This window comes from Rhizobium sp. BIGb0125 (assembly GCF_024810055.1).
In the GTDB taxonomy this organism is placed as follows: Bacteria; Pseudomonadota; Alphaproteobacteria; order Rhizobiales; family Rhizobiaceae; genus Agrobacterium.
This window is the reverse complement of record NZ_JANUDV010000012.1, coordinates 74,079-87,976: the sequence shown is the minus strand read 5'-3', so window position 1 is coordinate 87,976 and position 13,898 is coordinate 74,079. Positions and strand designations below refer to the sequence as shown.

At 56.3% G+C, this 13,898-nt stretch carries 11 protein-coding genes; 6 read left to right on the top strand and 5 right to left on the bottom strand.

The window, feature by feature from the left end:
• Positions 1-9: 9 nt before the first annotated feature.
• The 4 genes from M2418_RS24755 (at position 10) to M2418_RS24740 (ending at position 4,575) form a co-directional block, all read left to right on the top strand.
• Positions 10-684, top strand: a complete 675-nt coding sequence (locus M2418_RS24755) for a GntR family transcriptional regulator (protein WP_259149688.1) — start codon at positions 10-12, stop codon at positions 682-684.
• Between the two features lie 2 nt (positions 685-686).
• The gene (locus tag M2418_RS24750; RefSeq protein ID WP_259149687.1) at positions 687-1,418 is read left to right on the top strand and encodes a GntR family transcriptional regulator; all 732 of its coding nucleotides are present in this window, start codon (positions 687-689) and stop codon (positions 1,416-1,418) included.
• A gap of 246 nt (positions 1,419-1,664) precedes the next feature.
• On the top strand, positions 1,665-3,467 hold the full coding sequence (locus M2418_RS24745) for a FlgO family outer membrane protein (RefSeq protein ID WP_259149686.1): 1,803 nt from the start codon (positions 1,665-1,667) through the stop codon (positions 3,465-3,467).
• An 88-nt stretch (positions 3,468-3,555) separates the two neighbouring features.
• Positions 3,556-4,575, top strand: a complete 1,020-nt coding sequence (locus M2418_RS24740; RefSeq protein ID WP_259149685.1) for an adenylate/guanylate cyclase domain-containing protein — start codon at positions 3,556-3,558, stop codon at positions 4,573-4,575.
• Between the two features lie 247 nt (positions 4,576-4,822).
• Here M2418_RS24740 and M2418_RS24735 read toward each other — a convergent pair whose 3' ends face one another.
• The 5 genes from M2418_RS24735 to M2418_RS24715 all read right to left on the bottom strand — a co-directional run bounded on the left by M2418_RS24735 (position 4,823) and on the right by M2418_RS24715 (position 9,928).
• The gene (locus M2418_RS24735) at positions 4,823-5,782 is read right to left on the bottom strand and encodes a DUF2950 domain-containing protein (RefSeq protein WP_259149684.1); all 960 of its coding nucleotides are present in this window, start codon (positions 5,780-5,782) and stop codon (positions 4,823-4,825) included.
• A 24-nt stretch (positions 5,783-5,806) separates the two neighbouring features.
• A complete protein-coding gene (locus M2418_RS24730) occupies positions 5,807-7,126 on the bottom strand; it encodes a DUF3300 domain-containing protein (protein WP_259149683.1) in 1,320 nt (439 codons plus the stop codon).
• Positions 7,127-7,494: 368 nt separating this feature from the next.
• Positions 7,495-8,517 carry a hypothetical protein gene (locus tag M2418_RS24725; RefSeq protein ID WP_259149682.1) on the bottom strand — a complete coding sequence of 341 codons (1,023 nt, stop codon included), beginning with the start codon at positions 8,515-8,517 and terminating at the stop codon, positions 7,495-7,497.
• Positions 8,507-9,613, bottom strand: a complete 1,107-nt coding sequence (locus M2418_RS24720; RefSeq protein WP_259149680.1) for an HlyD family secretion protein — start codon at positions 9,611-9,613, stop codon at positions 8,507-8,509. Before M2418_RS24720 ends, M2418_RS24725 begins: the two co-directional genes overlap by 11 nt.
• A 33-nt stretch (positions 9,614-9,646) precedes the next feature.
• Positions 9,647-9,928 carry a hypothetical protein gene (locus M2418_RS24715; RefSeq protein WP_192490087.1) on the bottom strand — a complete coding sequence of 94 codons (282 nt, stop codon included), beginning with the start codon at positions 9,926-9,928 and terminating at the stop codon, positions 9,647-9,649.
• 387 nt (positions 9,929-10,315) lie between these two features.
• On the opposite strand from M2418_RS24715, the gene M2418_RS24710 reads away from it, so the two are divergent.
• Positions 10,316-11,587, top strand: a complete 1,272-nt coding sequence (locus M2418_RS24710; protein WP_259149742.1) for an alpha/beta hydrolase — start codon at positions 10,316-10,318, stop codon at positions 11,585-11,587.
• Between the two features lie 62 nt (positions 11,588-11,649).
• Entirely contained in the window at positions 11,650-13,812 is a 2,163-nt protein-coding gene (locus M2418_RS24705; RefSeq protein ID WP_259149678.1) for a mechanosensitive ion channel family protein, read from the top strand.
• Positions 13,813-13,898: the final 86 nt, after the last annotated feature.

Below are 13,898 nucleotides of genomic sequence, written 5' to 3'. Positions count from 1 at the left end.
GATCCTGATATGTCGTCTGAAACACTGAACGAAACCGTTGCCGAGAGTAGCTACAAGCGTATTCGGGCCGATATTATCTTCGGTCGCCTTGCTCCCGGACAAAGGCTGAAACTTGAAAAGCTCAAGGATACCTACGACACCAGCATCAGCACGCTGAGAGAAATTCTCAATCGGCTTGCATCCGATGGCCTCGTGATGGCTGAAGGCCAACGTGGCTTTCAGGTAATGCCCATGTCATCCGTCGATCTCAAGGAAGTCGCAGGCTTGCGCTTGCTTCTGGAAACGCACGCGCTGGAGCAATCCCTCGAAAGAGGTGATGTCGACTGGGAGGCGCGGCTGGTTTCTGCCCACTACAAGCTGGCGCGGATGGAAGGTGTAATGGCCAACGGCGATACCAGCCATACGGAAGATTGGAAGCGCTATGACTGGGAGTTTCACCAGGCACTGATTTCAGCATGTGGATCGAAACTGCTGATGGAGGCACATGCGGCAGTGTTTGATAAATACCTGCGTTATCAAATGGTCGCGCTCTCCTACCGCGGTAAAATTGCTGCAGACGAACACAAGCAACTGCTGGATGCGGCGCTCAACCGTGACCAGAAGAACGCAAAGAAAATCCTTGGCCTGCATATTCAAGGCGGCGTCGAGCATGCGCTAGCCCGCAAGTCGCCGCTTCAGGATTGACCATGGGCGAGGAACGAGTGACAGACAATAATGACGCAAAGGCATCGCTTGAAACCGTCAGCGACGCCGTTTTCCGCCGCTTGCGGCAGGACATCATACTTGGCATTCTACCTCCAGGTTCCAAGATCAAGCTCGAAAAAGCCCGTGAGCGATACTCGATCAGCATTTCTTCGCTTAGAGAAATTCTTAGCCGCCTCAGTGCGGAGAACCTTGTTCTGGCTGAAGGGCAGCGTGGTTTCGAGGTTAGCCCAGTCTCGCAAAGAGAACTGGAGGAACTCGCCGATTTGCGAATTCTCTTGGAGTGCCGCGCAATCGAGCTTTCCTTTGCCGCTGGCGATCTTGAGTGGGAAGGTACAATTGTCGCAGCCCACCATCGCCTTAAGACTGTCGAGCAAAAACTTCTCGCGGGGGATACCCTGCAGACAGCCGAATGGGTCCGTTTTGACTGGGAGTTTCATCTCGCAATTGTCGCCGCATGCAATTCCGCAGTGCTCGTCCAGAGCCTCTCATCCGTTTTTGACCGCTTCTTGCGTTATCACATGCTTGCGAAAAACTTTCGTGGGCAAGGTGTTGTTGATGACCACAAACGCCTGTTTGAGTACGCCCTGGAGAAGAACGTTGATGCGGCCAAAGACATGATAAAACGTCATGTTCTCAACGGGGCAAACCATATTTTGGCAACCCCTATGTTCATTCAGGAAAGTCCCGAGGTGGACCAAGCCCGGAGGGGATGAATTTCGTTTATTGGAGACACGAATGATCATCCGGTGGGCTTTCGAAACATCGTCCGCGTTGGGGATGTGAAGCTGTGACCAGCAGTTTGCTTGTCAACCCGTTCCACTCAACACCGCCCTGCTTGTCATGGTGTGCTGAAATCACTGCTCTGGGTTTAACAATAATTGGACGCCTGCGCATTGCGGGTGTACGCTTTAGGTACTGTGCACGCATGCGATGAATCTCGAGAGGACCGGGAGACAGCTATGCAGACGACGTCCACGACCTCAAAGGCTGCAAAAGACCCGCCTGATACAGGGGAGATTCGGTCGCAACTCGAACACATACTGGCAAGCGCAGAGTTTCCAGGCATTGGTCGAAGTGCTGCATTTCTGCGGTATGTTGTGGAAGAGGCCATCGCGGGACGAGCGAACCGCATCAAAGGCTACTCAATCGCGATTGAAGTGTTCGGCCGCAACGAAAGTTTCACGCAAGATGATCCGGTCGTTCGCATCGAAGCTGCACGCCTAAGACGCTCGCTCGAACGATATTACCTGGTGGCGGGGCACAGCGATGCGGTCAGGATCGACATACCGAAGGGTGGTTACGCTCCTGTGTTTTCTTACAACACTGCGGAGGCTTCCAAGCAGCAGGCACCTGCGCCCGCTCTGGTGTCGCCACATGCCATCAGTGGGCGCTGGTGGAATGCAAAGGGACCTTTGCTTGTTTGTCTGATCTTGGCTTTGGCGACGATTGCCCTTCAACTCACCGGGGACTTGATATCGACACAGACGCTGCGGCCGCAAGAAGGCGTAGCTCCCGAAAGGCCGACCCTTGTCGTTGCTCCTTTCGCCGATCTGGGCGATGGCACGAACGCTCATCTCTATAGTGCCGGGCTTACAGAGGAACTGCTGACTGCCTTGCCACGTTTCAAGGAAATAAGGGTCTTCGGTCGCGAGACGTCGAGATCTCTGCCACCTGACTTGGATTTGTCGAAAATTCGCAAAGAACTCGGCGCAGGCTATCTTCTCACAGGAAGCGTACGGACCGCTGGGAATAGCATGCGCGTCAATGCCCGTCTTCTGGACACGGATGACGGCGAGATTGTCTGGTCGCGGGACTATGACAATGATCTGGCGGCGAGCAACCTGTTTTCCATACAGTCGGACGTGGCCAAGAGGGTCGCCACCACCATAGCCCAGCCCTATGGCGTCATGGCGCAGGTTGATAACGCAAACCCTCCACCGCAAGACCCTGGCGCTTATGAGTGCACACTGCGCTTTTACGCATATCGCAGCGAACTCAGCCCTGCAGAGCACGCAAAGGTTCGCGACTGCCTTGAAGACGCAGTTGCGCGGTATCCCGGCTATTCAACGGCTTGGGCAATGCTGTCGATTATCTATCTCGACGAAGACCGCTTCAAATTCAACACGGATCACGGCCCGGAAGCACCACTGCAGCGAGCCCTTCGTTCAGCGAGACGCGCGACCCAGCTTGACGCGAACAATACCCGGGGGCTTCAGGCTCTGATGATGGCTCTTTTTTTTAACAGACAACTGCCCGAGGCCATGCGCGTGGGCGAAGAGGCCCTCATCACCAATCCCAACGATACTGAGCTGATGGGCGAGTTCGGCACTCGGCTGGCAATGGGTGGCCAATGGCAACGAGGTGCAAACCTGCTTGATCAGGCTATTGCACTCAACCCGGGCGGCGGTGGCTATTATCACGGCACGCGCGCTCTGGCCGCTTACATGCTGCGCGACAATTCAACCGCCGTTCGTGAAATTGCCAAGGCGGACATGCAGAAATTTCCGCTGTTTCACGCCGTCGCTGCCATCATATATGCAGATGCCGGCATGATGGATCAGGCCCGACGCGAGGGAGAGGCATTCGTGCGGATGCGGCCAGACTTCCTGCCGAACATCGTTGCGGAACTTTCGATGAGAAACGTGCAGCCGGCTGATCGTGACCAGCTGATGCGGGGACTTCGCAAGGCAGGAATGCTTGTTCCTGCAGGCGAAGAGCCAACCGCAATAACACTCAGCGCGTCGGATTTACAGCCGCGCTAGGGCCGACGTCCAACAGGAACCTCCCCTGCCCACGCGCACGCAGGTGAGAGGTGCAGAAATAAGCGGCTTATATTTTTCAGGAGCCAGTATGAGTCGATTTTCGCTGTTCGGATGGCTTTGCGCTCTCGCAATTGCAGCAGCGAGCGGTGCTCTCTACAGCACCTACATTTTCGGCGGCAACGCTTTAATCGGGGCCGCTTATGCACTGGTTATCATTGGCCTTCTTCTGGCGTTCGAGCAGGATCTGATTCTGGTACGATTTCGCCTCTGGCTCATGGGACTTCCTACCGCGGCATACTTCCTGCTCACGCTCCTGCTCAACATAGTGACCATTGTGATTGGCACTTTTGTTGTCGGGACGCTGCTCTGGTTGTTTGGTTTTCTAGACTCGTGGGTGGGTTCTGTCGTCCCAACGGGTGGGATCCTTATCTATGCTCTCATTGTTTCCGCACTTATTGTTTTCGTGTTGCGCATGAGAGACCTTGTAGGACCCGAGGTATTCTCCAGTCTCCTTCTGAGCCGTTATCGGCGGCCACAATCAGAAAACAGGGTTTTTCTCCTCGTCGATCTCATGGGATCGACAAGCTACGCAGAGCGCTTTGGCGACTTGCGAACCCAGCAATATCTCGGTGAATTCTTGAAAACTGTTGCACTGTCGGTTCGCCGGTTCGAAGGTGCAGTTGACGATTACATCGGTGATGCGGCCCTGATCACCTGGCATTTCAAAAAGGGAATACACCGGTCTGCAAGCATTCGATGCGTCCTACACATTTTTGACGCCATTCAAGCGAAAGAAGATTTCTGGATCACTGAATTCGGGGAAGTTCCCCGTTTGCGGGCTGCTCTGCATGGCGGACCGGTCATCGTTGCAGAAATTGGCCTGGATCATCGTAAAATCACCTATTTCGGTGACACCGTCAACACAACAGCGAGGATTGAGGGGCTTGCCCGAGAACTGGGTAAGAGCTTTCTCATTTCAGACAGCTTACTCAGTCAGTTCCCGCCCATGGAATTTGCGACGACCGAACCGCTCGGCAGTTATGCGGTAAGAGGCAAGGGGCAATCGCTGTCAGTGACAGCGGTCACTGCTACGCAACAACTGCCTTGATCCAACGTGCGCCGGTGAGCGCCCGGCATTTGCTCATTCCTTCAAAGGCGACGATTTCTCTGGTTCGGGCGATCCCGATGGTCACCGGCCCCAGGGCTCGCACTTTCAGGATCGGTGTCAAATATCGCATATGACGTTGGGGCGCGTCTCATCCAAATGCACACCGGTCGACCGACGGGCATGAGGTTTCGAAGTCTGAATGGGCGCCAGAGCGCGCCTTTGGATGCTCCCCGTTCTGTGATCCCGGTCAGTCCACTATCAGTTCCCAATTGTCATCAGGGTTGAAAGTCATGATACCTGCGGCCGTCTTTTCGGTGTTGCGTCCCAGATCCACCTGATAGACAGTTCCATTAGCGTTTACCGCAAAGGTGTGCACGCCGGTTTCACCGTATCGGATTGGCCATGCAATGAGCGCGAAACCCGCGATCATGTTGCCGTTGATGAGATAATCGTGCTTGCCACCTGCTATATTGGAACCTTGCCTGGAGATGATCCGGTAGCGATAGCCATAATAGCCCTCACCGCGCTTTGCCTTGTCGAGCGCGGCATCGTTTTCAAGTGCACTGCCCGCCGGGCTGTCGCCCGCCCCCAGATCGGACGGCCAATAAAGGCCATCCGTATTCCCGTCGCTGCTGATAAGCCTCTGCGCGTACTCTAGGACACCGTCCCCGTCGCGATCCTGCGAGCGGTATTCCTCTTGAGCACCGACATAGGCCTGAACGGTCGCGATGGTCTGCAGCTCGTTTTCGCCGACACGGCGTTGAATTATCTCCTCAAATCCCGCGTAGGTGTCGAAGCTCCACTTGCGCTCATCGATCTTCACTATTGGAAATGGTAGCGGCCAGAGCCTGGCGCCGATCTCGACAAGCACGCGCCCATCACCATCCTTCAAAACCAACTTATTAGCAGCTCCATCCCTGATCTGCGCATAGCTGTCCATCACGCTTTTGTCCCCACGGGCCTTCGCCCCATCGATACCGAGAATGGTCACGAACTTTTCGAAGTCGTCGGCGGCGAGCGCTGACTTTAGAGCCTCGGCGGCGTCTTCCGGTGTTGAGAAAACCAGGGGATCGCTTCGCGAGGCGAACCCGAAAATCGCACTTGCCTCGGATCTCTCCCCCGTGGCCGAGGACACCGGACTGATCGTGAGGCCCAAAGTGGCAGCAAACACGCAACCCAACAGCGCAGGTCTCAATGACTTGGTCATGACGTCCATCCCATCTTGATGTTGTTACCGGCGACGTCCACCACCGCCGCCTCTGATTTCCCTGGCTGCACCGCGACCGCCATCACCCATCGCCTGCCGCCCCCTCATCGACTGTATCTGAGCGCGTCTGCCGCTATCCACCTGGCCCAGTGCCGATGGCATCCTTGGACGATTGTCCACTCTTGCCGCCGGCTTCGGTCTCGCCACCGGGCGGGTGGCGTTGGTTTTGGGCCGGGTATTTTCGACGTTGGTGTGTGCGATTTGCGGACGGCGGTCCTGCGCCGTCTTCACATTTCTGCCCTTGCCGCGATCAGATGCACCTTTGTCTGCATCGATCTTGCTCCTGCGAACGTCACTGACGGTGACTTTCCCGGGATTGTGACGGATCGTTGCGGAACGGCCGCTGGTTCGGGCACCAAGCCTGTTGGCGGGGTTCGCTTCAATATTTCTTCGGAAAACACCACGATCCATCTTGTCGAACTGTGCGCGATCAAAGCTGATTTTGCTACGGTCGACATTCTTCCAGTCAATGTCGTTGATATTGACTTTGCCATTGATGTTGTTGAAGCATTTGTTGCAATCGATATCGACATTACCGTTCCAGCGGCCTCCCCAGACGCCCCAGCGGTTCCAGTCGACTGCAGCCGCCCAGACAGCCCCTGTAACCACGCCTGCGAAGAACGTCGCAGTAGGATAGTAGTAGCTTGGATAGGGCTCTGGATAATATGCGATTGGCGCGGCTGCATAACCGGGCTCGTAAAGCATCTCGGGAGCATACTGGGGGACGTAGATTTTTTCCGGGCTGGCGGATACGATGACTACGTTGTTGTTTTCCTCCGACACCTTAATCTTGTCATCCGTCTTGATGATGCCGTCAACCACCGCCTTATCGCGCAGTTGTTGAATAGCAACGAGAACGTCCTTCTGCTGATAGGCGAGCGCCTCTCCGAGCGACTGCGTCCAGTCTAGATCCTCGCTCATCATGGTCACGATCTGCGGATAGTTCAACAGCGAGACCACACTACCGTCCCAGGTGGTCTTCGGCTTGATACTTGGTTGCTTCTTGATCCCTTCGAGAAACCGTGCTGCTTCCACGATCTGCAGCGGGTATTGCGAGGCCGACGTGACGAGTGCGACCAGTTCGTCCGGATATAGGGCGATCCGGGCAACGAGGATTTCCAGTTCGTCTTCGCTTAAGGGGGCCGGCGCCTCCTCTGCTGCCGGATCGGCAGCGGCTGTCTCCTGCGCAGCTGCAGTCGGAATGGCATATGGCGTCGATGGCAGGCCCGTAATGGGCAGGCACAGGCTCGTGGCGAGAAGAAACAGTGCGTGAGACTTGTTCATCTCTTTCCTCCTTGTGCGCGGACACTCGTTCAGACTGCAGATGTCAGTGCAGATGTTATAGCAAGGCGTGGTCGCAGTCCCGATCCGGAGTGTATGTTACAGTAACATCGGGGCTGAGCAGGCACTGTGTTGCAGCATCGCTCCTGCTCACCAGCCTGATGGCTCAAGGCTGCAAGCGCGTCTGGTGGAGCCAGTCATGGCCCCGCTTGCTCGAGTCCCGAAGCTCTTTTGAATTCACGAACATCGGCAAAGGCAGAACCAGTTCTCAATTATTGAACCCATTGGGTCTGACAGCTTGAAGGCTCGCACTGCCAAGGCGCCTGCAGAAGCGCTTTTCTCACCGGACTGATCGAATCAGACAGCACATCTCATGGGTTTATCCGTCTCGGATCTGGTCTCCTTGACCACAGAATGGTGGCGAGCAAAAGAGCGTAGATCAAAGCCGCAGCGATATAGACAATGCGGGTAGCGAAGCTTTCGGCAGCAGTGCCGGGTAGAGGTGAGACACCAAGCCCGAACAAGATGAGGAAAATGGTCAATGCACCGGCAAACAGCGGCGCGTCTTTGGTCATTGCTGCTGCCCTGCCACCCAGGAAAAGCGCAACGCTCAGCACAATCAGAAAGATCGACAACAGGTTTGGACGAAGGGTCAGTGCCGCATAGGCCGCAGATGCCACAAAGCCGCCGAGCAGGTTAACGACGACGAGGCCGAATGCCGCTCTTGTGCCAACGGCGACATCGAGCTGGCCGAGCAGAGATGCGACGGTAATGGGAATGACCGCCGCAGCTGTCAGATTATTGCTCGTAAGGCAGATCACAACAGACGCCAGAAGGATCAGCGTATTTGCAAATGCTCGCAGTAAATCCATCGGCTGAGCAGGCAACCGCTCGGTGTTGTCTTCGCAACAAGCGGGTTCAGGAATAATGGCGTGGGCCAGCCACATCAAAAGCGTGCCCGACAGCACGCCACCGACAAGGATCGACAGTATGGAGTTGGCCAGTTCCTTGTTCAGGATGCCGAGAAGCGGTACCACGATAGCAACGACCAGTACGAGAAAGACAGCCGGCCCGCCCTTGCCCGAGGTTTGCACTGCAAAACACAGAAAATAGGTCAGTCCCAGAAGCAGGAGAAAAGGTGCTGGACGGTCGGCAAGGCTGCTGGTCAAAACCATCATCGCAATTCCGGCAACCAGGATGACAATGGCTGCGCCGACAGTCTTGCCAAGCGGCATTGGTCGAGAGCTCGCCAGTAGAAACTGTGCAGCAAAAAGCGGTCCGAGAAACGGTATGAAAGCCCTCCAGTACACCGCCAGCACAAAGCCTAACGAGACTGCAAGAGCGACCCGCAATCCCTTTCGCTTCTGCTTTGCGGCGGTGGTGTCAGTTGACATAGGTGAGTACCGACACGATGCGGACCCACAGCGATCCCCACGCATTTGTCACCGGATTGTCACCGGTATAGATGATGACCGTCGCCTGCGAGCCGTAGCGCACACCACCCTGTGGTCTGTCGGCTTCGGCGATGTTGAGACGAACAGGGAACCGCTGTGCTTCTTTGACCCAGCCGCTGTCACTCCTGATGGTGGGCAATCCGGTGGTCGGATCCGTGTTGCCTTGCGACACGCCGAAGCCAACGCTCTCCACCGTAGCGGGAAACAGGCGCCCGGGAAGGGCATCAAAAAGGATTTCCGCCCTGTTGCCAACGACGACATTTTCGAGGCTGTTTTCCTTGAACGCGGCATTGATCCAGATGGTGCCGACATCAATGAACGTCATGGCCGGTTGACCCGCGGGTAAAACCTTCCCGGTGGTGAGCTGAAGATTGGTGACAACTCCAGGCGACGGCGCCCGCACGGTCGTATGCATCAGATCCAGCCGTGCCTTTTCCAGTCCCGCAAGGGCAGCACGCAGCTGTGGATTGTCGTTTCCGGAAGGACCAAGCTGTTCGCGGGCCTTGGCGAGATCAGCTTCCGCCCCCGAAACCGAGGCCTCCGCCTGCTCGTAGGCGGATTTGGCCGTATCAAAGCGGGCCTTCGAAAACACGCCGGACTTGAGGAGTGCGGAGGCCCTGGCATACTGGTCGCGAAGATTATCTCTGTCCGCTCGTATCTGCACGAGTTTGGCCTGAGCAGCGTCAACCGCCGCAGTTGATGCGCCGATTGATTGACCGACACTGGCAAGGCCAGCTTCCGCCTCGTTCACAGCAAGTTCGTAGCGCTGGGGATCGATCCGGAACAATATCTGATCGGCCTCCACGCGTGTGTTGTCCGTAACACCCACCTCCACAACACGACCTGTCACTTCAGGCGCAATGCCAACCACATAGGCTTGGACCTGCGCCTGAGACGTTGAGGGTGCCCGCCGCTCCATGAAGACCGAGAGTACGAACAGGCCCAACGCCAAAAAAACAACAATGAGAGCGACCTTCCGCAAGGGATTGCGAGGCGGCAAAGCAGGTGCTGGCTCGTCTATAGTCTCGGAAACCACGATCTTGTTCCTTTAACTGTGTGTTTGATGGAGTTACGCAGGGCGGGGGCGGGTTGGGCGATGAATCGAGACCACAATGGCGCGGTCGAGGGCGTCTTCAATCTCTTTGCCAAGCGCTGCCAACAGTTCCCCGTATTCGGCTATACGTTCCTCCCGAACCGGATCCGGAGATGTGTTCCATTTGGCCAGTTCACTTTGGGCTTCGGCGTAGTCCCGGCAGATCTCGCAGAACACGACGTCTCGCAATGCGAGTTCGTCAATCGCATGAGCTCTTTTCGGAAATCGCAGCCTGACCGCAGCCACGTTTTCATCCATTGTCCGCTCCCACCGTCAAAGCGCCACAGCGACGCCGAATGTCCTGAAGTCATATTCAGTGATCAGGGGCAGTTCGTGCAGTATGTTACCGTAAGATACGGGTGGGCGATCGCAGACCGAGACCAACGTATGCCGCCGCTACCAGCGGCTCGTCTCGTCGACACCGGAAAGATGCTCACCCGATCAGGCAACTGGCGCTGACGTTTGATTGCCTCGAACAGTTTCGCAGCTTTCTTGCCTGCAACGAGGAGTGCTGCTCCGTAACATACCCGATGTTACGGGAATGCTGCCCGTCATTCGCATAGATTTTCCTGGTGCCGAAAATGGCGGCGAAAAGTTCTGGCAGCTAGGGCAGGTGAACGGGTGAACAGCGCCGAGACAAACGAACTGCGAGATGGACGCGTTCCCTGTCGAGTGGAATGGCTTGTCGCATGCACGGTTATTGCCGCACTCGCCGGGTGTGGCGGCCACGCCAAAAATGTTCTCGTCCCGGTTGCTGACAGCGCACCGAACGCCACCAGGGTCGACATGCTGGTTACAACAACCCGCAGCCGCTCAACGGTGAAAGGCGAAATGTTTACCGGCGAACGCGCCAAGGTTCCGTCTTTCGCGGAGATTACCGTCTCCATACCGCCAGGCAATGCGAGAAAGATTGGCGAGGTTGCATGGCCGAAGAGGCTACCCTCCAATCCAGCGACCGATTTCGCCACATTGAAGGCAAATGAGATCAGTCGCGACGATGCCAGAAAATGGTTGACCGCTTCAGTGCGCAAGAGCCGTGACGGAAGTGTGCTGGTGTTTATCCACGGCTTCAACAATCGCTTTGAAGACTCGGTCTATCGCTTCGCCCAAATTGTCCAGGATTCCGGAATTGCCAGCGCTCCGGTTCTTGTTACCTGGCCGTCGCGCGCAAGCCTACTCGCTTATGGTTACGACAGGGAGAGCACCAACTACACGCGCAATGCCCTGGAGATGCTGTTTCAGTATCTGGCCAAAGATGTACGGGTGAAGGAGGTTTCCATCCTCGCCCACTCCATGGGCAACTGGTTGGCCCTTGAGGCGCTTCGTCAGATGGCCATCCGTAATAACGGCCTTCCAGCCAAGTTCGAGAATGTGATGCTGGCATCGCCTGATGTCGATGTCGACGTCTTTCGACAGCAGATTTCCGATATGGGCAAACAGCATCCCAAGTTCACATTGTTTGTCTCGCGGGACGACCGGGCACTGGCCGTGTCCCGCAGGGTGTGGGGCGACGTCGCAAGGCTTGGTTCCATCGACCCCGAGCAGTCTCCTTACAAGAAGGAACTGGCTGATAGCCAGATATCCGTCGTTGATCTGACCACGATCAAATCCGGCGACAGGCTCAATCACGGCAAGTTTGCGGAATCCCCCGAGATTGTTCGTCTTATCGGTGCGCGGATTTCCGAAGGACAGACTTTGACGGACAGCAAGATTGGCGTTGGGGACACAATCCTCGCGGCAACCACAAGCACGGCAGTTGCGGTGGGCAGCACCGCCGGGCTGATCCTTGCCGCTCCGGTTGCCGTCGTCGATGCCAACACGAGAGACAACTATGCCGGAGGCGTTCAGTCGCTCATTGGTCCGTCTGGAACGACAGCGCATTCATCAAACTTGCAACGCACCGAACAACACGACTGAGGCCATCGATTGAGGTCGCGTGTCCTCTAGGGGCACGCCGAGCGATAACAATAGGACAGAAAATGGCATGGCGCCTGAAATTACTGCTGATCAAAGTGTTTCTTACCGCGGCTGCCCTGGCGGGTGCGACACTGGCTGATATTTCCGCGGCAGCAGCACAAGCGCCTGCTTCTCTGGCGGAGCAACCCGCCAGTGTCCAACGTTTTATCGGCCTGATGTCAGATCCTGACGTTCAGAAATGGCTGCAGGGCGTCGCTCGCGAAACAGAGAGTGCTACGGTCCCAGCGACCGCCAGCCAGGACCCGGCGTCGTCGTTTGCCGGATCAACGATGCGTTTTCGCGCCCACGCCGCTTCGATGGTTGCAGCTGTGCATTCTTTTCCCTCCGAGGCGATGCGGGGCGCGGCTTTGCTTGAGCAAGACGTCAAAGCGATTGGCGGAACCCGGCCCATCGTCTTGCTGGCCGCTTTCGTTGCCGCAGGATTGGGGGCGCAATGGTTGTTCTGGCGGTTCAGCGCTGGTTGGCGGTCATGGATGGCTGGAGCATCAGTCACATCCGTTTGGCACAGGGTCGTTGTCATAACTGCCCGGCTGCTCTGGGCGGTTTGTTATGTCCTGTCGTTTGGTCTTGGCAGCATAGGGTTCTTCCTGCTTTTTGACTGGCCGCCGATCATCAGGGAAATCGTCGTCGGCTTCCTGTTCGCTGTTGTCATCTACCGCCTCGCTTGCGCTTTGCTGGATGTATTTTTGGCGCCGCGTTCAAACGAACAAGGCCGTTTCCGCGTGGTCCCGATCACTAACGAGGCGGCAGGCCACTGGGCAAAACGGCTGAGCTATCTCATTGGCTGGTACGCCTTTGGCTGGGTGACAATCCGGCTTCTTGGCACGCTCGGCCTGTCGATCCCATCGCGTCAGCTCGCTGCCTACTTTCTGGGGTTCATACTTTTGGGCATTGCCATTGAGGCGATATGGCGACGCCCGCCTGGTTCACCCACGCAACAGACGAGCCGGATCGGCCTGCATGGTCGGAACTGGCTTTGGACTGCCTATTTAACAGGGATATGGCTGCTGTGGGTGGCTGGCGCGGTGGAGCTCTTTTGGGTCATGGTGGTTTGCGCCGCATTGCCAGGGGCGATCGTTTTTACAAAGGCGTCCATCAATAACATTCTGCGCCGTTCAGAAACTGATGAAGATGGGCGCAGCCGCGTCACGGTGCTCTCGGTCATCGTCGAGCGCGGGATACGCGCAACCCTGATCGTTGCAGCGATCGTTTTCCTTGCAAATATTCTGGATGTCCGGCTGACCCAGATGACAATGCAGGATTCGCCCGCGCTCCGTCTTGTACGTGGAGTGTTGAGCGCGGGCATTATCCTTCTTGTCGTCGACTTGGCATGGAATGTCGTGAAGGTTTTGATCGACCGGAAGATGGGAGACACCGAGACAGCGCTCGAGATAGGAAGTGAACGTGAGCGACGCCGCACCCGCCTGAGAACTCTGCTGCCCATCCTACGCAACTTCCTGATGATTTTATTCGCTGCGATCGCAATCATGATGGCTTTGTCGTCACTCGGCATTGAGATCGGACCGCTTATCGCTGGCGCCGGCGTTGTGGGCGTCGCCATCGGTTTTGGCGCGCAGACCGTCGTAAAGGATATCATCAGCGGCATGTTCTATCTCCTCGATGATGCCTTCCGAATCGGCGAGTACATTCAGAGCGGCAGCTACAAAGGCACTGTAGAGGCGTTCAGTCTCCGCTCCGTAAAGCTAAGGCACCATAGGGGGCCCATATTCATCGTCCCGTTTAGCGAACTGGGCGCCATCCAAAACATGAGCCGCGACTGGTCAGTGGTCAAATTCCTGCTGTCCGTGTCCTACGAATCCGACGTCGCCCAGGTCAAAGCGATTACCAAATCCGTAGGCAAAGCTCTGCGAGAAGATCCCGAGTTCCAGCCGTTCATCATTGAGAACCTCAAGATGAAAGGCGTCGAGGAGATCAGCGATTATGGAATCAAGTTGAGCTTTGGAATGACGCTAAAGCCCACCCAGCTGCAGTCGGCAATCCGTCGCAGAGCTTATGCGATGCTTCGCGAAGCATTCAACGAACAAGGCATCAAGATTGCTGTCCCGACCGTGCAAGTTGCTGGTGGAAAAGAGGACAGTCACACAGCCGTAGCCCAGCAGGCTCTCGCGAAACAAAATGTGGTGGCTGCGCCCGGGCCGACTTGAATTTGGCACGACACCACCCGAATCGAGACCGAGTATCAGAGGGAGGATATTAAATGAATATCTCAAAACCAGTTCAAACCTGCCCA

Bases quoted from the DNA above. Each gene is read 5' to 3' on its own strand.
- M2418_RS24715 (WP_192490087.1), bottom strand. From the start codon at position 9,928: ATGGATGAAAACGTGGCTGCGGTCAGGCTGCGATTTCCGAAAAGAGCT.
- M2418_RS24740 (WP_259149685.1), top strand. From the start codon at position 3,556: ATGAGTCGATTTTCGCTGTTCGGATGGCTTTGCGCTCTCGCAATTGCA.
- M2418_RS24705 (WP_259149678.1), top strand. From the start codon at position 11,650: ATGGCATGGCGCCTGAAATTACTGCTGATCAAAGTGTTTCTTACCGCG.
- M2418_RS24750 (WP_259149687.1), top strand. From the start codon at position 687: ATGGGCGAGGAACGAGTGACAGACAATAATGACGCAAAGGCATCGCTT.
- M2418_RS24730 (WP_259149683.1), bottom strand. From the start codon at position 7,126: ATGAACAAGTCTCACGCACTGTTTCTTCTCGCCACGAGCCTGTGCCTG.
- M2418_RS24735 (WP_259149684.1), bottom strand. From the start codon at position 5,782: ATGACCAAGTCATTGAGACCTGCGCTGTTGGGTTGCGTGTTTGCTGCC.
- M2418_RS24745 (WP_259149686.1), top strand. From the start codon at position 1,665: ATGCAGACGACGTCCACGACCTCAAAGGCTGCAAAAGACCCGCCTGAT.
- M2418_RS24755 (WP_259149688.1), top strand. From the start codon at position 10: ATGTCGTCTGAAACACTGAACGAAACCGTTGCCGAGAGTAGCTACAAG.
- M2418_RS24725 (WP_259149682.1), bottom strand. From the start codon at position 8,517: ATGTCAACTGACACCACCGCCGCAAAGCAGAAGCGAAAGGGATTGCGG.